The sequence below is a fragment of the Microbacterium ulmi genome (assembly GCF_011759705.1).
GTDB classification, from domain to species: domain Bacteria; phylum Actinomycetota; class Actinomycetes; order Actinomycetales; family Microbacteriaceae; genus Microbacterium; species Microbacterium ulmi.
Genome location: NZ_JAAOZF010000001.1, coordinates 1,435,856 through 1,458,370, shown reverse-complemented (window position 1 = coordinate 1,458,370; position 22,515 = coordinate 1,435,856). Strand labels below are relative to the sequence as shown.

Annotated in this window: 20 protein-coding genes and 1 pseudogene; 12 read left to right on the top strand and 9 right to left on the bottom strand. The window is 71.2% G+C overall.

Annotated features, from left to right (window positions below; genetic code table 11):
* The first annotated feature begins 60 nt into the window (after positions 1–60).
* The 3 genes from uraD to hpxO all read left to right on the top strand — a co-directional run bounded on the left by uraD (position 61) and on the right by hpxO (position 2,182).
* Positions 61–573 (top strand): 2-oxo-4-hydroxy-4-carboxy-5-ureidoimidazoline decarboxylase, encoded by a 513-nt coding sequence (gene uraD, locus FHS08_RS07095; protein WP_167037185.1) that lies wholly within the window; start codon positions 61–63, stop codon positions 571–573.
* Entirely contained in the window at positions 570–932 is a 363-nt protein-coding gene (gene uraH / locus FHS08_RS07090) for a hydroxyisourate hydrolase (RefSeq protein ID WP_167037182.1), read from the top strand. Before uraD ends, uraH begins: the two co-directional genes overlap by 4 nt.
* A 65-nt stretch (positions 933–997) precedes the next feature.
* Complete coding sequence (hpxO, locus tag FHS08_RS07085) at positions 998–2,182, top strand: FAD-dependent urate hydroxylase HpxO (protein WP_167037179.1); 1,185 nt, start codon at positions 998–1,000, stop codon at positions 2,180–2,182.
* A gap of 19 nt (positions 2,183–2,201) precedes the next feature.
* On the opposite strand, the gene FHS08_RS07080 is transcribed toward hpxO, so the two are convergent.
* The gene (locus tag FHS08_RS07080) at positions 2,202–3,704 is read right to left on the bottom strand and encodes a nucleobase:cation symporter-2 family protein (protein WP_243847246.1); all 1,503 of its coding nucleotides are present in this window, start codon (positions 3,702–3,704) and stop codon (positions 2,202–2,204) included.
* A 196-nt stretch (positions 3,705–3,900) separates the two neighbouring features.
* Between FHS08_RS07080 and FHS08_RS07075 the strand changes: the two genes are divergently transcribed.
* Complete coding sequence (locus FHS08_RS07075) at positions 3,901–5,295, top strand: guanine deaminase (RefSeq protein ID WP_167037174.1); 1,395 nt, start codon at positions 3,901–3,903, stop codon at positions 5,293–5,295.
* A gap of 10 nt (positions 5,296–5,305) precedes the next feature.
* Here the strand turns inward: FHS08_RS07075 and FHS08_RS07070 are convergent, their stop codons facing one another.
* Positions 5,306–5,824 carry an adenine phosphoribosyltransferase gene (locus FHS08_RS07070; protein ID WP_167037171.1) on the bottom strand — a complete coding sequence of 173 codons (519 nt, stop codon included), beginning with the start codon at positions 5,822–5,824 and terminating at the stop codon, positions 5,306–5,308.
* Positions 5,825–5,880: 56 nt separating this feature from the next.
* On the opposite strand from FHS08_RS07070, the gene FHS08_RS07065 reads away from it, so the two are divergent.
* The 8 genes and pseudogenes from FHS08_RS07065 (at position 5,881) to FHS08_RS07030 (ending at position 16,016) form a co-directional block, all read left to right on the top strand.
* Entirely contained in the window at positions 5,881–7,536 is a 1,656-nt protein-coding gene (locus FHS08_RS07065; protein ID WP_167037168.1) for a glycoside hydrolase family 13 protein, read from the top strand.
* A 26-nt stretch (positions 7,537–7,562) separates the two neighbouring features.
* A complete protein-coding gene (locus FHS08_RS07060; protein WP_167037165.1) occupies positions 7,563–8,582 on the top strand; it encodes a substrate-binding domain-containing protein in 1,020 nt (339 codons plus the stop codon).
* A gap of 56 nt (positions 8,583–8,638) precedes the next feature.
* Positions 8,639–9,853, top strand: coding sequence for an amidohydrolase (locus FHS08_RS07055; protein WP_167037162.1), 1,215 nt, complete (start codon positions 8,639–8,641; stop codon positions 9,851–9,853).
* A 103-nt stretch (positions 9,854–9,956) separates the two neighbouring features.
* Positions 9,957–12,056, top strand: coding sequence for an APC family permease (locus tag FHS08_RS07050; protein WP_341800343.1), 2,100 nt, complete (start codon positions 9,957–9,959; stop codon positions 12,054–12,056).
* 55 nt (positions 12,057–12,111) lie between these two features.
* A complete protein-coding gene (locus tag FHS08_RS07045) occupies positions 12,112–13,380 on the top strand; it encodes a SufS family cysteine desulfurase (RefSeq protein ID WP_167037159.1) in 1,269 nt (422 codons plus the stop codon).
* A complete protein-coding gene (sufU, locus tag FHS08_RS07040; protein ID WP_167037156.1) occupies positions 13,377–13,835 on the top strand; it encodes a Fe-S cluster assembly sulfur transfer protein SufU in 459 nt (152 codons plus the stop codon). Before FHS08_RS07045 ends, sufU begins: the two co-directional genes overlap by 4 nt.
* Positions 13,807–15,342: pseudogene (locus tag FHS08_RS07035) on the top strand (sensor histidine kinase); the annotation flags it as partial. The gene sufU and the pseudogene FHS08_RS07035, both read left to right, overlap by 29 nt.
* Complete coding sequence (locus tag FHS08_RS07030; RefSeq protein ID WP_167037153.1) at positions 15,339–16,016, top strand: response regulator; 678 nt, start codon at positions 15,339–15,341, stop codon at positions 16,014–16,016. The pseudogene FHS08_RS07035 and the gene FHS08_RS07030, both read left to right, overlap by 4 nt.
* Positions 16,017–16,025: 9 nt before the next feature.
* On the opposite strand, the gene FHS08_RS07025 is transcribed toward FHS08_RS07030, so the two are convergent.
* The 7 genes from FHS08_RS07025 to urtB form a co-directional block, all read right to left on the bottom strand.
* Complete coding sequence (locus FHS08_RS07025; protein ID WP_341800342.1) at positions 16,026–16,616, bottom strand: TetR/AcrR family transcriptional regulator; 591 nt, start codon at positions 16,614–16,616, stop codon at positions 16,026–16,028.
* A complete protein-coding gene (locus FHS08_RS07020; RefSeq protein ID WP_167037150.1) occupies positions 16,613–17,221 on the bottom strand; it encodes a TetR/AcrR family transcriptional regulator in 609 nt (202 codons plus the stop codon). Before FHS08_RS07020 ends, FHS08_RS07025 begins: the two co-directional genes overlap by 4 nt.
* Complete coding sequence (locus tag FHS08_RS07015; protein ID WP_243847245.1) at positions 17,221–18,975, bottom strand: purine-cytosine permease family protein; 1,755 nt, start codon at positions 18,973–18,975, stop codon at positions 17,221–17,223. Before FHS08_RS07015 ends, FHS08_RS07020 begins: the two co-directional genes overlap by 1 nt.
* 61 nt (positions 18,976–19,036) lie before the next feature.
* The gene (locus FHS08_RS07010; RefSeq protein ID WP_167037147.1) at positions 19,037–19,723 is read right to left on the bottom strand and encodes an ATP-binding cassette domain-containing protein; all 687 of its coding nucleotides are present in this window, start codon (positions 19,721–19,723) and stop codon (positions 19,037–19,039) included.
* A 1-nt stretch (position 19,724) separates the two neighbouring features.
* Positions 19,725–20,531 (bottom strand): urea ABC transporter ATP-binding protein UrtD, encoded by an 807-nt coding sequence (urtD, locus tag FHS08_RS07005; protein WP_341800340.1) that lies wholly within the window; start codon positions 20,529–20,531, stop codon positions 19,725–19,727.
* On the bottom strand, positions 20,528–21,631 hold the full coding sequence (gene urtC / locus FHS08_RS07000; protein ID WP_167037144.1) for an urea ABC transporter permease subunit UrtC: 1,104 nt from the start codon (positions 21,629–21,631) through the stop codon (positions 20,528–20,530). The genes urtD and urtC overlap by 4 nt, the downstream gene beginning before the upstream one ends.
* On the bottom strand, positions 21,628–22,512 hold the full coding sequence (gene urtB, locus FHS08_RS06995) for an urea ABC transporter permease subunit UrtB (RefSeq protein ID WP_167037141.1): 885 nt from the start codon (positions 22,510–22,512) through the stop codon (positions 21,628–21,630). Before urtB ends, urtC begins: the two co-directional genes overlap by 4 nt.
* Between the last annotated feature and the right edge of the window lie 3 nt (positions 22,513–22,515).

Sequence of the window (22,515 nt, the reverse complement as noted above, 5' to 3'; positions counted from 1 at the left end):
TCGCACGAGGAGAGTCACGCCGCAATCCTGGGGAAACGCGACCGCGCTACCGTGAGCCGCATGCATCTCGCCGAGTTCAACGCTCTGCCGGCGGCCGAGGCGACCCGCGTCGTCTCGGTGTGGGCCGCCATCCCTGCGTGGGTCGATGCCGTCGTGGCCGGGCGGCCGTATCCAACAGCCGGCGACCTCGCGCAGAAGGCGGCGGATGCGGCATCCGCGTGGACCCGCGCCGACCTCGACGCAGCCCTCGCACACCATCCGCGCATCGGCGAGCGGCCGCGCGGCGACGATGCCGAGGCCGCGGCATCCCGCAGCGAGCAGGCCGCCATGGCGACCGCCGGCGACGACATCGCGGCGCGCATCTCCGCCGGCAACGCCGCCTACGAGGACCGATTCGGACGGGTGTTCCTCATCCGCGCGGCAGGGCGTGCACCGGAAGAGATCCTCGCCGCGCTCGACCGGCGCCTCGGCAGCGATCCTGCTGACGAGACACGCGAGGCGATCGGGCAGCTCGCCGAGATCGCGCTGCTGCGACTGCGATCGACGATCGCCGACGAGAGGATCCCGTCATGACCAGCCATGTCACGACCCACGTGCTCGACGCTTCCGCCGGCCGCCCCGCCGCGGGAATCCGGGTCGTGCTGGCCACGGCGTCCGGCGACGGCGTCGCAGCGACCTCCGGCACGATCGTCGCGCAGGCGGTGACCGACCCCGACGGCCGCGCGTCGCTGGGGCCCGAGCAGCTGACGGCCGGCGACTACACGATCACGTTCCTCACGCGCGAGTACTTCGCCGAGCAGGGCACGGCCGCGTTCTATCCGTTCGTCGCGGTGACGTTCGCGGTCGAGGTCGCCGACGACGGGTCGAGCCGGCACTACCACGTTCCGCTGCTGCTCAGCCCGTTCGCCTACTCGACCTACCGCGGGAGCTGACCGCCGCCACGGCGTCTTCACCGACGCGAAACGACGCCGTGACACGGCATCCGTAGCGTGCCGTCATGAGGATCATCATCATCGGCGCGGGAATCGGCGGGACGAGCGCCGGGATCGCGCTCAAGCGTCTCGGACACGACGTCGTGATCTACGACCAGATGCGCGAGAACAGGCCCGTAGGAGCGGCGCTCTCGCTGTGGTCCAACGGCGTCAAGGTGCTCAACTGGCTCGGGCTCGGCGACGAGGTCGCGGCCCTCGGCGGTCGCATGGACCACATGGCGTATCTCGACGGGCACACCGGCGAGCTGCTCACCCGGTTCAGCCTCGCGCCGGTCACGACGCAGACGGGACAGCGGCCCTATCCCGTCGCCCGCGCAGATCTGCAGGCGCTGCTCATGGAGCGCTTCGGGCTCGACGACATCCGTCTGGGCCGCCGGATGGTCTCGCTGGACGAACAGGACGGCCGAGTCACGGCGACGTTCGCCGACGGCTCTACCGACACCGCCGATCTGCTTCTCGGCGCCGACGGAGCGCGGTCGATCACACGGGACTACGTCACGCAGGCCGAGCCGAGGATCGAGCGCACCTACTCGGGGTACACGAACTTCAACGGCCTCGTCCCCGTCGACTCCGCGATCGGCCCGGCCGACCACTGGACGACGTACGTCGCGGAGGGCAGGCGCGCCGCCGTCATGCCCGTCGCGGACGACCGCTTCTACTTCTGGTTCGACATCCCGCAGCCTGCGGGGCTCCCGTACGACCGCTCCGACGGCAAGGCTCCCCTCCTCGAGGCCTTCGGCGGATGGGCGCCCGGCGTGCAGGCGCTCCTGGCCGCGATCGATCCGGCCGTCTCGCTCAACCGCGTCGAGATCTGGGACATCGATCCGTTCCACACGTGGGTGCGCGGCCGCGTCGCGATCCTCGGCGACGCCGCGCACAACACGGCGCCCGACATCGGCCAGGGCGCGTGCTCGGCCCTCGAGGACGCCTTCGTGCTCGGCATCGTGTTCGCCACCAACACGGTGAGCGTCGAAGACACCCTCGCGCGCTACGAGCGGGCCCGCACGGAGCGCGCGGGCGACCTCGTGCTGCGCGCGCGGCGCCGCGGCGACGAGACGCACGGCTACGACCCCGACGTGACGAGGGCCTGGTACGACAGCCTGCGCGGCTCCGACGGCGCGGGGATCATCCGCGGCATCGTCGGCAACATCGAGGGCAGTCCCGTCAACCTCGGCGCGGGGGCGCTCTGACCCCCGCGCCGAGTCCTTCCTAGGCTCTCGGGTCGGCCACTTCCCGGTCTTCGTCGAGAACGACGGTGTCGATGAGACCCGTGCCCTCCGCCTCGGGGTGCACGAGCGCTGCGGCGGCGGGTCCGCGCACGCCGTCGAAGGCGCCGATCCTGGGGTCGTCCGCGTGCTCGGCGCGCAGCTCGCTCGTGTTGAGCAGGAGGTTGAGAAGGATCGCGACGATCGCGCCCGCCGAGATGCCGGAGTCGAAGATGAGCTGGAACCACGAGGGGAACTCGTCGTAGATCGTGGGGGTCACGGTCGGCAGCAGCGCGACGCCGACCGAGAGGGCGACGATCAGGACGTTCTTGTTGTTGAACCTGACCTTCGCGAGCGTGCGGATCCCGGATGCCGCCACCATGCCGAACAGCGCGATGCCGGCCCCGCCCAGGACGGCGCGCGGAACCCCTTCGACGACGGCGGAGACCTTGGGGATGAGGCCGAGGACGACGAGGATCGCGCCCGCCATCGTCGCGACGTAGCGCGATCTGACCCCCGTCAGGGAGACGAGCCCGACGTTCTGCGCGAATGCCGTGTAGGGGAACGTGTTGAAGATCCCGCCGAGCACCGTGCCGAGGCCGTCCGCGCGCAGGCCGTCGGCCAGCTGTCTGCGCGTGACGGGCTTCTCGACGATCTCGCCGACGGCGATCATGTCGCCCGTCGTCTCGGTCATGATGACGACGCCGACGACGATCATCGAGACGATCGATGCGAGCTCGAACGCCGGCAGCCCGAAGTGGAACGGCGTCACGAGCGCGAACCATCCGGCGTCCGCGACCCCCGACCAGTCGACCATGCCGGGCACGAGCAGCGCGACGACGGTTCCCACGACGAGGCCGAGGAGCACCGAGAGGCGGGCGAAGGCTGCAGGCGCGAACCGCTCGACGAGCACGATGAACAGGAGCGTTCCGAACGCGAAGGCGACGTTGATCGGCGGTGCGCCCGGGTTCTCCGGCGTCGAGCCGGTCGTGATCCAGCCCGCTGCGACGCGCATCAGCGACAGGCCGATGATGAGGATGACCGTGCCCGTGACGATCGGCGGGAAGAAGCGCAGCAGCTGCGCGAAGAACGGCGCGATGAGGACCATGAACAGGCCGCACGCGATGACCGATCCGAAGATCGTCGTGATGCCGTGCTGCTGGCCGATCGCGATCATGGGCCCGACGGCGGCGAACGTGACGCCCTGCATGAGCGGCAGCCGCACGCCGAAGCGCCAGAACCCGATCGACTGGACGATCGTCGCGATGCCCGCGATGAAGAGGTCGGCGCTGATGAGGAAGGCGAGGTCGGCCGACGAGTAGCCGAGGGCCCCGCCGACGATGAGCGGCACGGCGACGGCGCCCGCATAGAGCGCGAGCACGTGCTGGAGTCCCAGCGGGAACAGCCGCGCGAGCGGGGGGATGCCGTCGACGGAGTTGTCGGACGTGCGGGCCGCGCGGCGGGCCGCCTTCGTGTCGGGCATGACGTCCTGCTCCGTCGTGGCCATCACGATCCCTCCGGTCGGGCGGTCCCCTGGTGACGGGGCATGATGCGCGGCCACGCCCCGTCGCCGTGGCACGAAGGTACGCGCCCGAGGCGACCGCGCGGGAGATGCCCCCGGCATCCGCAACGAGGGATTTACCGGCGGAAACCTCCCCGCAATCCGGCCCCTCCAGTCTGGGGAGAGGAAAGGACGGTGCGCCGTGACGATCTATCGAGGGCACGTCGTCCACATCGCGGGAGCGCCGTCGCTGCAGCGGTCGCGCAAGGCGCTCGTCTCGGTGCCCGACGGCGCGCTCGTCGTCGACGCGCACGGACGCGTGGCGTACGCGGGAGCGTGGGCCGACGTGCCGGCATCCCTCACGGCCGACACCGTGGTGGAGACGGGCGGATGCCTCGTCCCGGGCTTCGTCGACACGCACCTGCACTTCCCGCAGACGTTCACGACCGCCGCCTACGGCGGCGGCGAGCTGCTCGAGTGGCTCGAGCGGTGCGTCTTCCCCGCCGAGACGCGCCTGGCCGATCCCGTCTACGCCGACCTCGTCGCGCGCGCCTTCGTCGGGCGCCGCATCGCGGTCGGCACGACGGCGGCGCTCGTCTTCGGATCGGCGTTCCCCGCGGCGCAGGACGCGCTGTTCTCGCGAACCCTCGAGGCGGGGCTGCGCATCGTGAGCGGACGCGGCATCCAGACCGCAGGCCCGCCGTCGGCGGCGGCCCTCATGACGAGCGAGGATGCCGCGATCGAGCTCACGGCCGACGAGATCGCCCGCTGGCACGGCGTCGAGGCGACCGGACGGGTGCTCGACGCGCGGCGCGCGCTCGCGCAGGTCGCCGTCGTGCCGCGGTTCAGCCTCTCGGTCACGACCGAGACGCTGCGCCGCCTCGGCGACCTCTACGGCTCGGCGCGCGAGGCCGGCGTGTACTTCCACTCGCATCTCAACGAGAACAACCGGCCCGGCGACGGCGAGATCGCGGTCGTGCGCGACCTGTTCGGCGTGCGGGACTACCTCGACACGTACGACGGCCGCTTCCTCCCCGGCTCCGAGCGCGGCGGAGAGACGCTGCTGGGGCGGCGCAGCATCCTGGCCCATGCGGTGCACACGCAGGACCGCGAGCTCGCGCGGCTCGCCGAGACGGGATCGTCGATCGCGCACTGCCCGACGTCGCAGTTCTTCCTCGGCAGCGGCACGATGCCGTGGCGGCGCACCGTGCGCGCGGGGGTCACGGTCTCGATGGGCACCGACGTCGGCGCAGGCGACGAGTGGCTCATCCCGCGCGTCCTCAACGACGCGTACAAGGCGCACATGAGCGAGGAGGGGCTGCTCGCGAAGGCGCTCGATCCCGCGCAGCTGCTGTTCCTCGGCACGCTCGCAGGTGCGCGGGCGCTCGATCAGGAGGACGTCTTCGGCAATTTCGACGTCGGCAAGGAGGCCGACTTCGTCGTGATCGACCCGTCACGGCAGGAGGGGTTCGCGCAGACCCTCGCGTTCGCAGCCGAGCAGGGGCCGAAGTCGCACCTGTTCACGCTGCTGCTCGGCATGCGCGAGGCATCCGTCGCCGCCGTCCACGTGCGAGGGCGGCGCGTGCGGGCCGGGTGACGGCGCCGGTTCAGGCCGCGAACAGCGCGTGCACGTCCGGCACGATCGCGCGGCCGCCGAGGGCCACGAGCTCCATGAGCACGCTCGTCGCGACGACGACTCCCCCGAGCGCGGGCACGAGAGCATGGGCGGCCTGGATCGTGCCGCCCGTCGCGAGCACGTCGTCGACGAGCAGCACGCGCGTGCCGTCCGCGATGTCGTCGTGCGCCTCGATCGTGGCCGTGCCGTACTCGAGGGCGTACGAGACGGATGCCGCGGGCCGCGGCAGCCTGCCCGCCTTGCGGATCGGAACGAGTCCCACGCCCGCCGCCATCGCGACGGCGCCCGCGAGCAGGAACCCCCGCGCCTCGATGCCCGCGACGACGTCGAACTGCCCCGCGAACGGCTCGATCATGGCGTCGATCGTCGCGCGGAGCGCTTCGGCATCCGCGAGCAGCGGCGTGATGTCGCGGAAGAGGACACCGGGCTCGGGGTAGTCGGGGATCGTCCTGATGAGCGATTCGGCGCGGGCGAGCTCGGGTGTCTGCACGGGCCCAGACTACGCGGGGACGCGACCTGCAAGCGCTTGCATGTAGCCTGTTCCGCATGGCTTCTCGCGAGTGGTGGCGCACCGCCGTCATCTACCAGATCTACCCGCGCTCGTTCGCCGACAGCTCGGGAGACGGCATCGGCGACCTCCCCGGGGTGACGGCGCACCTCGACGACCTGCAGCGGCTCGGCATCGACGCGATCTGGCTCTCGCCGTTCATGCGGTCGCCGCAGAGGGATGCCGGCTACGACGTCTCCGACTACTGCGACGTCGATCCGCTCTTCGGCACGCTGGCCGACTTCGACGAGATGCTCGCGCAGGCGCACGGGCGCGGCATCCGGGTCATCGTGGATCTCGTGCCCAACCACTCGTCCGACCAGCACGCGTGGTTCCAGCAGGCGCTCGCGGCCGCTCCCGGCTCGCCCGAGCGCGGTCGCTACATGTTCCGCGACGGCAAGGGCGACGAAGGCCGGCTGCCGCCCAACAACTGGGAGTCCGTGTTCGGCGGCCCCGCGTGGACGCGCGTCACGGAGGCGGACGGCACGCCGGGGCAGTGGTACCTGCACCTGTTCGACTCGTCGCAGCCCGACTTCGACTGGTCGAACCCCGAGGTGTGGGCGGAGTTCCGCCGCATCCTGCGCTTCTGGCTCGATCGCGGAGTCGACGGGTTCCGCGTCGACGTCGCGCACGGCCTGGTCAAGGAGGACGGCCTCCCCGACTACACGCCCGACCCCGCCTCCGGCTCGATGGGCGGAGACGACGCGTCCGTCCCGTACTGGGGTCAGCCGGGCGTCCACGAGGTCTACCGCGACTGGCGTGCCGTGCTCGCCGAGTACGACGGCGACCGCGCGCTGTGCGCCGAGGCGTGGCTGCCGACGATCGAGCAGACGGCCCTGTGGGTGCGTCACGACGAGATGCATCAGGCCTTCAACTTCGAGTACCTCGAGACGGAATGGGATGCCGCCCAGCTCCGCGCCGTCATCGCCGAGTCGCTGCGCGCGTACTCCGCCGTCGGCGCGCCCAGCACGTGGGTGCTCTCGAACCACGACGTCGTCCGGCACGCGTCGCGGCTCGCGCTGACCGCCGAGAACCCTCAGGGACACGGGATCGGCCCGGACTCCCCCGGCAAGCCGATCGCCGAGCTGGGACTGCGGCGCGCACGGGCCGCGACGGCGCTCATGCTCGCGCTCCCGGGCTCGGCGTACCTGTACCAGGGCGAGGAGCTCGGGCTCCCCGAGGTCATCGACATCCCCGACGACGCGCGTCAGGACCCGACGTGGTTCCGCACGGCGGGCGAGCGCTACGGGCGCGACGGATGCCGCGTCCCGCTGCCGTGGGACGCCGCCGCGCCCGCCTACGGCTTCAGCCCGACGGGTGCCTCGTGGCTGCCTCAGCCCGCCGAGTGGGCCGAGCACGCGCGCGACGTGCAGCGCGATGCGCCCGGATCGACGCTCTCGCTGTACGAGCACCTCCTCGCTGTGCGCCGCACGGAGGACCTGGGCGACGAGGACGTGCGGCTGGAGTGGCTCGAGTGGGGCGACGACGTCGTGGCGCTGCGCCGCGGCGAGCGCCTCCACGTCGTCGCGAACCTGGGCGAGGACCCGTTCGACCTGTCGATCGCGGGCGGCGCGGCGCGCGTCGTCGCGGCGAGCGCCGCCGTCGAGGGCTCGATCGTCGCCCCCGACACGACGGTATGGTTCGTCCTGGACTGAACAACCCGAGCCGGAAGGCGGCAGTCGTGGTCAGCATCGATGACGTCGCCCGTCACGCGGGCGTCTCGACGGCGACCGTCTCGCGGGCCCTCAGCGGTCGCGGACACGTGTCCGATGTCACGCGTGCGCGGGTGGAGAGCGCCGCGAAAGCCCTCGGCTACGTCGTGTCGTCGTCCGCGTCGAGCCTCGCATCGGGGCGGACGCGCAACATCGGCGTGCTCGTGCCGTACCTCGACCGCTGGTTCTTCTCGACGGTCCTGAGCGGCGTCGCGTCGGCCCTCACGCGCCGCGGCTACGACATCACGCTCTACAACCTGACGGCCGATCGCGACGCGCGGCGCAGCATCTTCGAGACGTTCCTGCGCCGCCAGCGCGTGGACGGCGTCATCGCGATCTCGATCGAGCTGGGCGAGCAGGAGACCGACCGGCTTCTCGAGCTGGGGCTTCCCGTCATCGCCATCGGCGGGCCGAACGCCCGGCTCACGACCCTCACGGTCGACGACCTCGCCGTCGCGCGCCTCGCGACGGAGCATCTGCTCGCCCTCGGGCACCGCGAGATCGCGCACATCGGCGCGAGCCCCGAGTTCGACATCGACTTCCACATCCCGACGCATCGCCGCCAGGGCTTCGAGCACGCGCTCGCGGATGCCGGCATCCCCGACCGCTCGGCCCTCTACGAGCCCGCCGACTTCACGGTCGCCGGCGGCTTCCGCGCGGCCAAGCAGCTGCTCGGACGCCCCGGCGAGCGCCCCACCGCGATCTTCGCCGCGTCGGACGAGATGGCGATCGGGGCCCTCCTCGCCGCGCGCGACCTCGGGTACCGCGTGCCGGAGGACCTCTCGATCGTCGGCATCGACGGCCATGAGCTCGGGGACTTCTTCCGTCTCACGACGGTCGACCAGTTCCCCCTGGGCCAGGGCGAGCGCGCCGCCGACGCGATCCTCGCCGAGCTCGAGGCGAAGGACGCCGGGTCCGCGCCCGTCCCGCCGGGGCCTCTGCCGTTCGAGCTCATCGTGCGCGGCTCGACGGCTCGCCTGGCTTCCTGACGCGGGCGGACCGGCCAAGGAGAGGACGGATGCCGCGGCCCGCGTAGGCTCTCCGCATGACGATCGACCTCGAAGCCCTGTACGTCGACCTGCACCGGCATCCCGAGCTGTCCTTCCAGGAGACCCGCACGGCGGGGGTCGTCGCGCGGCACCTCGCCGAGCTCGGCATCGAGTTCGAGGAGGGCATCGGCAGGACCGGGATCGCGGCGGTCGTCCGCAACGGCGAGGGGCCCGTCGTATGGCTGCGCGCCGACATGGACGGGCTGCCCGTGCGAGAGCTCACGGGCCTCGAGTACGCATCGACGGCACGGGGCACGGATCCCGCGGGCAACGACGTCCCCGTCATGCACGCATGCGGCCACGACCTGCACGTGACGGCGCTGCTGGGAGCCCTCGAACGACTCGCGAGCGCGACGGACACGTGGTCGGGCACGGTCGTGGCCGTCTTCCAGCCCGCCGAGGAGCACGGCGCGGGTGCGCGGGCGATGATCGCCGACGGCGTGCTCGACCGCTTCCCCAGGCCCGACATCGTGCTCGGCCAGCACGTCACCCCGCTGCCCGCCGGCACGATCGGCGTGCGCTCGGGAACCCAGATGGCCGCATCCGACGCCCTGACCGTGACGCTCCTCGGCCGCGGCGGGCACGGCTCACGCCCGCACGCGACGATCGACCCCGTCGTCATGGCGGCGGCGACCGTCATGCGGCTGCAGACGATCGTGTCGCGCGAGGTCGACCCCCGGGACGTCGCGGTCGTGACGGTCGGCTCCATCCACGCGGGACTCAAGCACAACATCATCCCCGCCGAGGCCCGGCTCGAGCTGAGCCTTCGGTACCCCGACGACGCGGCGCGTGAGCGCGTGCTCGCGAAGGTCGAGCGCGTCGTGCGGGCGGAGGCCGCGGCATCCGGTGCCGACGAGCCGCCGGTCATCGACGTCGACCACACGCTCCCCCCGACGATCAACGACGTCCATGCGACCGCGCGACTGACCCTCGCGTTCGACAGGGCCTTCGGCGAGGGAACCGTCGTCGACCCCGGCATGTTCACGGGATCGGAGGACGTCTCGTGGTTCGCCCGGGAGGCGGGAGTGCCGCTCGTGTTCTGGTTCTGGGGCGGCGTCGACCCGGCCGTCTACGCGGCCGCCCTCGCGGCGGACCGCATCGCGTCCGACATCCCCACCAACCACTCGCCGTACTTCGCGCCCGTCCTCCACCCGACGATCGAGCGCGGGGTCGATGCTCTGGTCGTCGCGGCTCGCGAGTTCCTCGCCTGAACGCGTCGCGGCGAGCGCCGGGAGGGCGGCGGCCGTAAGGATTTCGTGAGGATCCCCGTCCGGACCCGGCCCCATAGAATCCCCACAGGTAACATCGCCCGCCGTGACGAACGACAGCCGCGACCAGGCAACAGACGCGCCGATCACCGAGACACCGATCGCGAAACGCCTCCTGATCGGCGATCCTCTCTCCTCCGAGCACGCCGACGAGCACCTGCTGCAGAAGCGCATGGCACTGCCGATCTTCGCGTCGGACGCGCTCTCCTCCGTCGCGTACGCTCCGCAGGAGCTGCTCATGATCCTGCTCGTGGGCGGCACGGCGTTCCTCGCGTTCAGCCCATGGGTCGCAGCCGCCGTCATCGTCCTCCTCGTCGTCGTGGTGCTGAGCTACCGGCAGCTCGTCAAGGCGTACCCGTCCGGCGGCGGAGACTACGAGGTCGCCCGCACGAACCTCGGCGAGGTGCCCGGCGTCGTGGTCGCCGCCGCACTCCTGGTCGACTACGTCCTCACCGTCGCGGTGTCGGTCGCCTCGGGAGTCGACAACATCATCTCGGCGATCCCGTCGCTGGACCCCGTCCGGGTCGAGCTCGCCGTGGGGTTCGTCGTCCTGGTCGTCATCGTGAACCTGCGGGGAGTGCGCGAGGCGTCCCGCGCCTTCGCGATCCCGACGTACGTGTTCATCGGCTCGGTCGGCGTCATGATCGTCGTCGGGCTGGTCCGGTGGGCCCTGGGCGATCCGCCCGTCGCCTCGAGCGCCGGGTTCGCCGTGCAGGCGGACGACCTCACACAGGTCGCGGTCATCCTCCTCGTGCTCCGGGCCTTCTCGAGCGGATGCTCCGCCCTCACGGGAGTCGAGGCGGTCTCGAACGGCATCCAGGCGTTCCGCAGGCCCAAGATCCGCAACGCCCAGACCACGCTGACCCTCATGGGGACGATCGCGATCCTGCTGTTCGCGGGGCTGACGACGATCGCGCTCGTCTCGGGCGTGCACTACGCCGAGAACCCCTGCCACCTCGTCGGCTTCGACTGCGAGAGCCTCGTGCAGCCGAGTCTCATGGCGCAGGTCGCGGCCGCGACGTTCGGCGCAGGCTCGATCCCGTTCTTCATCGTGCAGGCGGCGACGGCGTGCGTCCTGCTCCTGGCCGCGAACACGGCGTTCAACGGGTTCCCGCTGCTGGGCTCGGTGCTCGCGCGGGACGGCTACGCCCCGAAGGCGCTCAACACGCGGGGCGACCGCCTCGTGTACTCGAACGGCATGATCATCCTGGGCATCGTCGCGATCGCCGTGCTGGTCGTCTACCAGGCCAACCTCACGAACCTCATCCAGCTATACATCATCGGCGTCTTCGTCTCGTTCTCGCTCGGGCAGATCGGCATGATCCGGCACTGGCTGCGCGGGCTCGGCCAGATCCGCGGGTTCTCGAAGGCGGCCAGGGCCGAGGAGGCCGTGCGGGCCGAGACCTTCGCCCTGCGCAAGGGTCTCGTCATCAACTCGATCGGCGCGACGCTGACCGTCCTCGTGCTCGTCATCGTCACGATCACGAAGTTCACGCACGGCGCATGGCTCGTCTTCCTCGCCATCCCGATCATCGCGACGCTCATGATCGGCGTGAACCGGTACTACCGGGATGTCGAGCACGAGATCGCGATGGACGACCGGACCCGCTTCGGCTCGACGGGCGATCTCGCGCTCATCCTCGTCAATCGCCTGCAGAAGCCCGTCGCGAAGGCGATCGACTACGCCCTCGCGGCGAAGCACGACAAGACGCTCGCGATCCACGTCAGCGTCACGAAGTCCGACACCGACGCGCTGCAGCGGGAGTGGAAGGAGCACGGGATGCCGGTCCCCCTCGCGATCATCGACTCTCCGTACCGGTACTACGCGCAGCCCATCGCCGAGTTCATCACGCAGTACCGCGAGAAGCACGGCGCGTCGGTCGTGACCGTGTACCTGCCCCAGTACATCGTCGGCCACTGGTGGGAGACGCTCCTGCACAACCGGCGCGCACGGCGCATCGCGCAGCAGCTCATGCTGATCCACGGCGTCACGATCACGCTCGTGCCGTGGCTGCTCGACTCGTCCGAGCTCATCTACGGACGCCGGTCGCGGCCGCTTCCCGGACAGGAGCGGGCGGGTCAGCCGTTCGAGCCCGCGACCGGCCCGGTCTCGATCACGGAGAGGTCGAGCCTCGAAGGGCCGTGACATGCGACGGAGGTCCGCCGGCCCGGGGGCGCGGCATCCCGCGTAGCCTGGATGGATGAGCTCCACGACCCTCGACGCGACGGCCCTCAAGGCGGACTTCCCGCTCCTGGCCTCCCACGACGGGCTCGTCTATCTCGACTCCGCCGCGACGAGCCAGAAGCCGCAGGCCGTCATCGACGCCGAGGTCGGATTCCTCACCTCCGCCAACGCGGCCGTGCACCGCGGCGCGCACACGCTCGCCGCCGAGGCGACCGTCCTGTTCGAAGAGGCCCGCGAGACCGTCGCCGGGTTCGTCCGGGCGGCCCCCGAGCAGCTCGTGTGGACGAGCGGCGCGACGGCGGGCCTCAATCTCGTCGCGTACTCCCTCGGCAACGCGTCGCTCGGGCGCGGCGCTCCCGCCAGCGCCCGGTTCGCCCTGAGGCCGGGCGACGAGCTCGTCGTGACCGAGACCGAGCACCACGCGAACCTCATCCCGTGGCAGGAGCTCGCCGCCCGCACGGGCGCCGTGCTGCGGCACATCCCCGTCCGCGACGACGGCACCCTCGATCTCGACGGCGCCGCCGAGATCATCGGCGCCCGCACACGCGTCGTCGCGTTCCCGCACGTGTCGAACGTTCTCGGGATCGTCAACCCGGTCGCGGCCCTCGTCGCGCTCGCGAGGGATGCCGGAGCCCTCACGGTGCTCGACGCGTGCCAGTCCGCGCCGCACGTCCCCCTCGACCTGCCTGCGCTCGACGTCGACCTCGCCGTGTTCTCGGGTCACAAGATGCTCGGGCCGTACGCCATCGGGGGCCTCTACGGGCGCGGCGACGTGCTGGAGGCGCTTCCTCCGTTCCTCACGGGCGGGTCGATGATCACGACCGTCACGCTCGACGAGGCCGAGTACCTTCCGCCGCCGCAGCGGTTCGAGGCGGGCACGCAGCCCGTCTCGCAGGCCATCGGGCTCGCCGCGGCCGTCCGCTACCTCGACGGCATCGGGATGGACGCCGTCCACGCGCACGAGACGGCGCTCGAGCAGCGCATGCGTGCGGGTCTGCGCGAGATCCCCGGCATCCGCCTCCTCGGCGACGCCGACGGCGCCGAGCGGGTCGCGCTGTGCGCGTTCGAGGTCGACGGGGTGCACGCGCACGATGCCGGGCAGTTCCTCGACGCGCGGGGCATCGCGGTGCGCGTCGGCCACCACTGCGCACAGCCGCTGCACCGCCGCTTCGGCATGACGGCATCGGTGCGCGCGAGCGCCGCGCTCTACAACTCCGCGTCCGACGTCGACGCCTTCCTCGACGCCGTGTCGGGCATCCGCTCGTTCTTCGGAGTCGCGCGATGAGCCTCGACGCGCTGTATCAGGAGCTCATCCTCGACCACGCGAAGCGCCGCGTGGGGTTCGGCCTCGCCCCCGAGGAGGGCGCGACGGCCAGCTCGCACCAGCGCAATCCCATCTGCGGCGACGAGATCGAGGTGCGCGTCCGCGTCGACGGCGACGTCGTGCGCGATGTGACGTGGGAGGGCGCGGGATGCTCGATCTCGCAGGCGTCGGCGTCGATGCTCGCCGAGCTCGTCGCGAAGGACCCGGACGGCGTCGTCCGCGAGCTGCCGCGGGGCGAGGCATCCGTCCTCGTCAACCACTTCCGCGAGGCGCTGCGCTCTCGCGGCACCGTCCTGCTCGACGAGGACGAGTTCGGGGATGCCGCCGCCCTGTCGGGGGTGTCGAAGTACACCGCCCGGGTGAAGTGCGCGATGCTCGCATGGGTCGCGTTCGAGGACGCGCTCTCGCGGGCCTGAGCCGGCCGGGGGCGCAGTGGCAAAGCGGGAGCGGCGCGTGGGGGCACCCGGCGTCGGCACGGCGTTCGAGATGCTGCGCGTGCGCGGCGGGGCGCTGAGCGTCCGGCGCCGCGTCCTGGGCTTCGCCGTCGCGATCCTGGGCGGGCCGCTGCTGTCGTGGCTCCTGTTCAGCGTGAGACGCGACGACACGATTACGGCCGACGTGCTGGCCTACCAGCTCCTCGTCGTGGTGGTCGCCCTCATCGGCGGCATCTGGCCGGCGCTGTTCGCCGCCGTCCTGTCGGGTCTCACGCTCGACTTCCTCCTCGTCGCACCGCTGAACGACATCGCGATCGCCGATCCCTCTCACGCGGTGTCGCTCCTGCTCTACATCGTGATCGCCGTGCTCGTGAGCTGGGTCGTCGACCAGGCGGCCCGCCGCACGCGCGCCGCGCAGCGCGCGGCAGCCGAGTCCGAACTGCTCGCGACGGTCGCGGGCAGCGTCCTGCGCGGCGAGAGCGCCGTCCCCGCTCTCGTCGGGAGCACGCGAGAGGCGTTCCGGATGTCGCAGGTCCGGCTCGTGCGCCGAGACGGGACCGTCGTCGCCGCGGCCGGGGAGCCCGCGCCCGACGGCACGACGACCCGCATCCCCGTCGGCGACGCGGGAGCGCCGGATGCCGTGCGCGCCGTCCTGGAGCTGAACGGGGCGGATGTGGACGCCTCGCAACGGCGACTGCTCGACGCGATCGTCGCACAGCTCGCCGCCGCGCTCGAGCACAGCGATCTCGCCGAGGCGGCGCGCGAGGCCGGCGCGCTCGCCGAGACCGATCTCGTGCGCAGCGCCCTGCTGTCGGCGGTCAGCCACGATCTGCGCCGGCCGCTCGCCGCGGCGGTGGCCGCCGTGGGCGGCCTTCGCGCAGACGGTCCGCCGCTGTCGGCCGAGGACCGCCGCGAGCTCGTCGACACGGCCGACGAGAGTCTCGCGACGCTGACGGCGCTCGTGACCGACCTCCTGGACGTGAGCCGCGTGCAGGCCGGCGTGCTCGGGGTCTCGCTCGCGCCCGTCGATGCCGCGGGCGTGCTGCTCGCAGCCCTCGACGAGCTCTCGCTCGGACCGGCCGACGTCGAGCTCGCCCTCGATCCTGCGCTTCCGCTCGTCCGAGCCGACGCCGTCCTCCTCCAGCGCGTCGCCGTGAACCTGCTGGCCAACGCGCATCGCCACAGCCCGGCCGGCGCACGGGTCGTCGTGTCGACGCGCCGGGTCGCAGACACGACCGAGCTGCGCATCGCGGACCACGGCCCCGGCGTCCCTCCGTACCGGCAGGACGAGATGTTCGCGCCGTTCCAGCGGATGGGCGATACCGACAACACGACGGGGCTGGGCCTGGGCCTGGCCCTCTCGAAGGGGTTCACCGAGGGGATGGGCGGGACGCTCGTCCCGGAGGACACCCCGGGCGGCGGCCTCACGATGGTCGTCGCGCTGCCGGTGGCGGCATCCTCTCCCGTCGTCGCGGCGGACGCGTCGTGAGGATCCTCATCGCCGACGACGACCCGCAGCTCGTCCGCGCGCTGCGGATCACGCTCGCAGCCCACGGGCACGAGGTCGTGGCCGCGCCCGACGGCACCGCCGCGATCGCCCTCGCGGCGCACACGCGTCCCGATCTCGTGCTGCTGGACCTCGGGATGCCGCGGCTCGACGGCGTGCGGGTCATCGCGGCGCTGCGCAGCTGGACCGACGCGCCGATCATCGTGGTGTCGGGACGCATCGGCTCCGCCGACAAGGTCGAGGCGCTGGATGCCGGAGCCGACGACTACGTCACGAAGCCCTTCCAGATCGACGAGCTTCTCGCGCGCGTGCGGGCGCTCGGCCGGAGGGCGACGCCGCACCCGTCCGAGCCCGTCGTGCGGTTCGGGGACGTGACCGTCGATCTCGCGGCGAAGGAGGTGCGCAGAGCCGACGCGCCCGTGCACCTCACGCCGACGGAGTGGCGGATGCTGGAGTTCCTCGCACGCACGCCGGGCGCCCTCGTCGCGAGGGAGACGCTGCTGAAGGACATCTGGGGCACGGAGCAGGTCGCGGACTCGGGCTATCTGCGGCTCTACATCTCTCAGCTGCGCAAGAAGCTCGAGCCCGATCCCGCCCGCCCCCGGCACCTCGTGACCGAGCAGGGCATGGGCTACCGCCTGGTGCTCGAGGAGTGAGACGCGTGCTCAGCCGACGCGATCCCTGATCGGGTCGAGCACGGCCTCGGCCGCCCAGGCCGCGGCATCCGCGATGTCGCGGGCGTCCATGCCCAGCTCGCGGCGCAGCGACACCCACATGGCCGCGGAGTCGATGTGCGAGAGCGCAGCGCTCACGGCGCGCCGCTCGGCCTCGTCGACGGAGGGCGCCTCCTGTGCGAGGAGCTGATCGAGCTCGGCGCGGCGCGGCGTGGGCGTCGCCCCGGCGACGCCGCGCATCGTGGCCTCCGCGACGACGTGCGCGAGCTCGGGACGCTCGGCGTACGCGTGCATCGCGCTGCGGATGGCCAGCGGAGCGTCGAACACCGAGGGAGAGTGCTCTCGTGTGAAGATCCGGCGCTCGATCCACGCCGCCGTCGCGAGCAGGAGGTCGGTCCGGGTGCCGTAGCTGCGGAAGACCGTCCGCTCGCTCACGCCCGCGCGCCGCGCGATGAGGCGGAACGAGACGTCGTCGGTTCCCAGCTCCTCGATCAGGTCGGCGTAGGCCGTCACGATCGCCTCCTGCGTCCGGCTCATCTCCTGCTCGAGCTCTGACTCGCCTGCGTACGGCGGGCCGCTCACGGGGCGTCCCGGCGGTTCGTGCGAGAGGCATCCCCGCTCGGTGCGCGGCTCGGACGCCCCGCGCTCGCCGCGTCGAGCGCGGTGCGGGCGGTCCGGTCGAAGACGTCGGCGATTTCGTCCGCGCTCATGTCGAAGCCCGTGCGCATCCGCGCCCAGAACTGCGCGGACGCGAAGTACTGGAACGTCGCGGTGAGCCGTCGCAGGTCGCGCATGTTCAGGGTCGGCGCATGGATGGCCAGCAGGGCCTCGATCGCGCGGGAGAGGAACGCCGGCTCCGCGTCGATCGTCGGGGAGATGGTCGCCGCGCGGGCGCACACGAAGGCGAATGCCGGGGAGGAGTCGTAGTCGTGGAAGCGTGCGCGGACGGCCGCCTCGAACTGAGGGATCGACACGAACGGCCGCAGCGGGAACTCCCGCTCCTCGATGCGTCTGGCGAGGGCCTCGAGCAGATGCGACCGCGTCGGGTAGTGCCGGTACACGGTGCGCTCCGAGACCCCCACGGCGTCGCCGAGCGCCCCGTAGGAGATGTCGTCGAACATGTTCTCGCGCAGCAGGTCCGCGGCGCACGCCAGGATCGCGGTGGGAGTGTCTGCAGGTTCCACCATCAGGCCCTCCCCTTCTGCGCGCGCCGCCTCATCCACGCACGCGGCGGGGGCCTCGTCGTCCGGGCCGTGATGGACGGCTCGGGCGGCAGCACGAACCGGTCGGAGCCGTCGAGCGTGAGAGCGAGTGACGAGACGTACTGCACCTCCCCGCCCGGTCCGTTCTCGGCCGAGGCCAGCATATCCGGCCGCTCGAAGGTGTAGCCAGTGACGTGGCACCGCAGGCGCACTCCCGACGGGTTGCCGTCGTCGTCGAGCAGCGGCAGGGCGATGCCGTCGGACCTGCGGCGGAGATAGAAGCGCCCGCGCGTCGCGATCGCCATCAGGGGTGTCGTGACGACCGCGACGCAGATCGCGATCAGAACCGAGTAGGGTCGGACCTCCTCTCCGAACAGTCCCGCGAAGGCGGCGAGCGACAGCAGCGAGGCGAGGCCGACCGAGACGAGGCCGACGGGATTCCAGTCGTGCAGCATCCCCCGGCGGAACTCGGGGATGCGGGGAGAGAGCCGCAGCACGTACTTGTTGATCACGATGTCGGCGGCGATCGTGACGAGCCACGACATGACGACGTTCGCGTAGAGGCTCAGGACGAACCCGATCAGGCTGAAGACGTCCATGAGCATCAGGGCGAGGGCGATCGCGAGATTGAAGAAGATGAAGACGGACCGTCCCGGATAGGTCTTGGTGACGCGCGTGTAGACGTTCGACCACGCCAGCGACCCCGAGTAGGCGTTCGTGACGTTGATCTTCACCTGTGCGATCACGATGAGCACGAGCGCGAGCGCGATGGCGAGCCACTCCGGCATGAGCGACTCGTAGAGCCCGAGGATCTGGATGACGGGCTCGGTCGCGCGCCGACCCAGCGAGGGATCGATCCTGGTCACGAGGTACACCGCGAGGAAGACCCCGATCACCTGCTTCGTGCCGCTGAAGATCACCCATCCGGGTCCCGAGAACAGGAGAGAGACCCACCAGGTGCGGCCGTTGCGCCGCGTGCGAGGCGGCATGGCGCGGATGTAGTCGATCTGCTCCGCCAGCTGCGGCATGAGCGCGAAGCAGACCGCGGCGCTGGCGACGACGGCGCCGAAGTCGAACTCGCCGTCGGAGTCGCCCGTGAACATCACGAACGCCCGCACGGCCTCGGGGTCCGAGACGACGATCCACAGCAGCGGCAGCAGCGCGAGCACGAGCCACAGCGGCGTGGTCCAGAACTGCAGCCGCTCGAGCGCGCGCATGCCGTAGATGACGATCGGGATCACGACGACCGTCGAGACGAGGTACCCGACCGGCAGCGGGAGGCCGACGGCGACCTGGAGCCCCTGCGCCATGATCGCGCCCTCGAGTGCGAAGAAGATGCAGGTGAAGAGGGCGAAGACCACGGTCGTGATCGCCGAACCGTAGTAGCCGAACCCGGATCCTCGGGCGATCAGGTCGAGGTCGATGTTGTAGCGGGCGGCGTAGTAGGCGATCGGCGCTCCGACGACGAAGATGATGACGGAGGCGAGCAGGATGCCGAGCAGCGCGTTGCCGGTGCCGTGCTCGAGCCCGATGCTCGCCCCGATCGAGAAGTCGGCGAGGAAGGCGATCGAGCCGAGCGCCATGATGCCGACCGAGCCTGCGCTCCAGCGGCGGAAGCTGCGCGGCACATAGCGGAAGGCGTAGTCTTCGAGGCTGTCCTCGGCCGCCGCCCGTGCGCCGTCTGCTCTCGTCACCGCCGCAACTCCCCGCGCTCCGCACGCCCCACCGCGTGCGCTCATTGTGGCGCTTCCGTGTTACGGATGCGTTGCGGGGTCGAACGGCGGCGGGGGTGCCCGCGGATCAGATCGTCATGGCCTCCCGCACACCGCGCTGCGCCGCGACGCCGCCCTCTCCCGTGCTCGTGACGACGCCCGACGCGAGCACGACGTACTTGTCGGCGGCCTCCAGCGCGAACCCGATGTGCTGCTCCACGAGCAGGACGCTGATGCCCTCGGTCGCGAGCTGCACGATCGTCGCCTCGATCTCGGCCACGATCGAGGGCTGGATGCCCTCGGTCGGCTCGTCGAGGATGAGCAGCCGGGGCTCGGTGATGAGCGCGCGCGCGATCGCCAGCTGCTGGCGCTGGCCGCCCGACAGGAGGCCCGCCTTGCGCGAGGAGAACTGTGCGAGCGCGGGAAAGCGCTCCAGCACCTCCTCGAGCATCCTCCTGCCGTTGCGGCGCCCGTCGGCGACGAGCTGGAGGTTCTCCCGCGTCGTCAGCTGCGTGAACGACTGCTGGCCCTGCGGCACGTAGGCCATGCCGCGGGCGACCCGCTTGTGCGGCGACAGCGACGTGACATCCTCGCCGTCGAGCAGCACGACCCCGCGGACGGGCCGGATGAGGCCGATCGCGACGCGCAAGAGCGTCGTCTTGCCGGCGCCGTTGAGGCCGAGCACGGCGACCACGTTGTCGGATCCGGGCACGCTCACGTCGTGCAGGACGCGGGTCCTGCCGTACCCCGCGTCGATATGGCTCAGCTCGAGCACGTCACGTCCCTTCCTCGTGGAGCTCACGGAGCGGGGCGCCGGGCGGTGTCGCGGTGGTCCCCAGGTAGACCTCCTGCACACGCCGATCGGCCTGCACCTGGCCGACGGATCCCTCGCTGAGCACCTTTCCCTGGTGCAGGACGGTCACCCGCGAGGCGAAGCGCCGCATGAAGTCCATGTCGTGCTCGACGACCAGCACGATGCGTCGCTTCGCGATGCGCTGAAGCAGCTCTCCCGTCGCGGTGCGCTCGTCGTGGCTCATTCCCGCGACGGGCTCGTCCAGCAGCAGCGCGCGCGGATCCTGCACGAGCAGCATCCCGATCTCGAGCCACTGCTTCTGCCCGTGCGACAGGATGCCGGCGGGAGTGGAGCGCTGCTCCTCGAGGCCGACCTCGGCCAGCGCCGACTCGACGGCATCCGGAACGCCCCGGCGCGCCCTCGCGAGTGACCACGACGAGCGATGGATGCCCGCCGCGATGTCGAGGTTCTGCAGCACCGAGAGCTGGTCGAAGACGCTCGCCGTCTGGAAGGTGCGGCCGATGCCCAGGCGGGTGACCTTGTGCACGGGCTTGCCGAGAATCTCGGTCGTGCCCAGCAGCACCGAGCCTGTGCCCTTCGACAGGCCGGTGATCGCGTCGATGCAGGTCGTCTTGCCCGCACCGTTCGGCCCGATGAGGAAGCGCACTTCGCCCGCGTGGGCGTCGAACGAGACGCCGCCCACGGCGACGAACCCGTCGAACTCGACGCGCAGATCGGTGACGACGAGCGACGCGGTCTCGGCGACGGCGCCGGTCTCGAGCACCGTCACCTCGTCACCTCCTCGAGCTCGGGCGCCGGGGAGACGGCCGCCGGGGCCGGCGTGCCGCCCGAGCGCCGGATCAGACCCCTCACCCTGCCGACGAGCGACGAGAGCCCCATCGGGAGGAAGAGGGTCACGAGGATGAAGAGCAGGCCGAGGAGGTACGTCCACCCGCCGGGCCAGCTGGACGCGAGGGTCGACTGCCCCCACCCGATCGCCATGGCGCCCAGGGCCGGGCCGAAGAGCGAGGCGCGTCCGCCCAGCGCCACTCCCGCGATCATCAGGATCGAGGCGGAGGCTCCGATCTCCGCCGGCGTGATGATGCCGACGATGGGCACGAACATCGCGCCGCCGATGCTGGCCATCACCGCCGCGATCACGAAGGCGACCAGCTTGACGTTGGCCGGGTCGTAGCCGAGGAACCTCACGCGCTCCTCGGCGTCGCGCGTGGCGAGCAGGAGCTCGCCGAAGCGGCTGCGATAGAGCTGCCACACGAGCATGAGGCACAGGATGAGCAGCGCGGCCGCGATCGTGTAGATCATGACCTTGTTCGCGTCGTCGCTCAGGACGAAGCCGAAGAAGTACTTGAAGCCACTGAGCCCCGTGTCACCGCCCGTCTCGCGAATGGTCGAGCTGACGAGGACGGCCAGCGCGACGGCGAGCGCCTGGGTCAGGATCGCGAAGTACGCCCCCTTGACCCTCCGTTTGAACAGCGCGAAGCCGAGGATCGACGCCACGATCACGGGGAGCAGGACGATGGCGGCCAGCGTGAACGCCTCGCTGCGGAACGGCTCCCAGAACACGGGAAGCGGCGCCAGCGGGTCGTACAGCACCATGAACGTCGGGACCTTGTCGGGCCCGGCCGTCTCCAGTGTGAGGTGCATCGCCATCGAGTAGGCGCCCAGGCCGAAGAAGACGCCCTGGCCCATCACGAGCATCCCGCCCCGGCCCCAGGCCAGGCCGATGCCCACCGCGACGATCGCCCAGCAGCAGTACTTCCCGAGGTTGTTGATCCAGTGCATCGAGAGCAGCGAGGGCGCGACCGCCAGGAGGAGCACGGCGAACACCCCGATGCCGATGAGAGACAGCCACGGCTTGAGCTTCGTCACGCCAGCCTCCTTGTGCGCACGGTGAACAGCCCCTGGGGCCGGATCTGCAGGAAGACCACCACGAGGACGAAGGCCAGGACCTGCGCAAGGCTCCCGGTCGTCCAGTCGGCGAAGTAGGCCAAGGCGACGCCCACGACCCACGCGGCGATGACGGTGCCCTTGAGCTGACCGATCCCGCCGGCCACCACGACGAGGAAGGCGGGGATGATGTACTGCGCGCCCATCTGGGAGTTCGTGCCTCCGATGAGGGACGCGGCGACTCCGGCGACCCCGGCGAAGCCCGATCCGACGAAGAAGGTGATCCGGTCGACGGATCGGGTGGGGATGCCGGCGGTCTCCGCGAGGTCGCGGTTCTCGACGGTCGAGCGGATGCGGCGACCGAAGGACGTGTACTTGAGCCACGCGGCCAGAGCCGCCACGCAGACCGCCGCGAGCACGATGGTGAACACCTGGCGGAGAGGCCACTCGTAGCCGAGGACGCCCAGCTGCCCGTCGAGCCAGCCGGGCTTCTCGACCGGGACGCCCTGGGCGGGGAAGATCTGCAGCGCGACCTGCTGCAGGATGAGGCTCACGCCGACCGTCGCGAGGAGGGTGTCGAGGGGCCGTCGATACATCCACTGGATGACGCTGATCTCGAGCAGGAGGCCGAGCATGCCCGCGACCACGAACGCGAGCGGCAGCGCCACCGGGATCGAGATGTCGCTCGAGGGGATGATGAGCTGGGTCAGATAGGCGACGAAGGCGCCCGCCATGAGGAACTCGCCGTGCGCCATGTTGATCACCCCCATCTGGCCGAAGGTCAGAGACAGGCCGAGCGCTGCGAGCAGCAGCAGCGCACCCTGTGCGGTGCCGTTCAGCAGCGGCGGGATCAATGCGTCCACGTG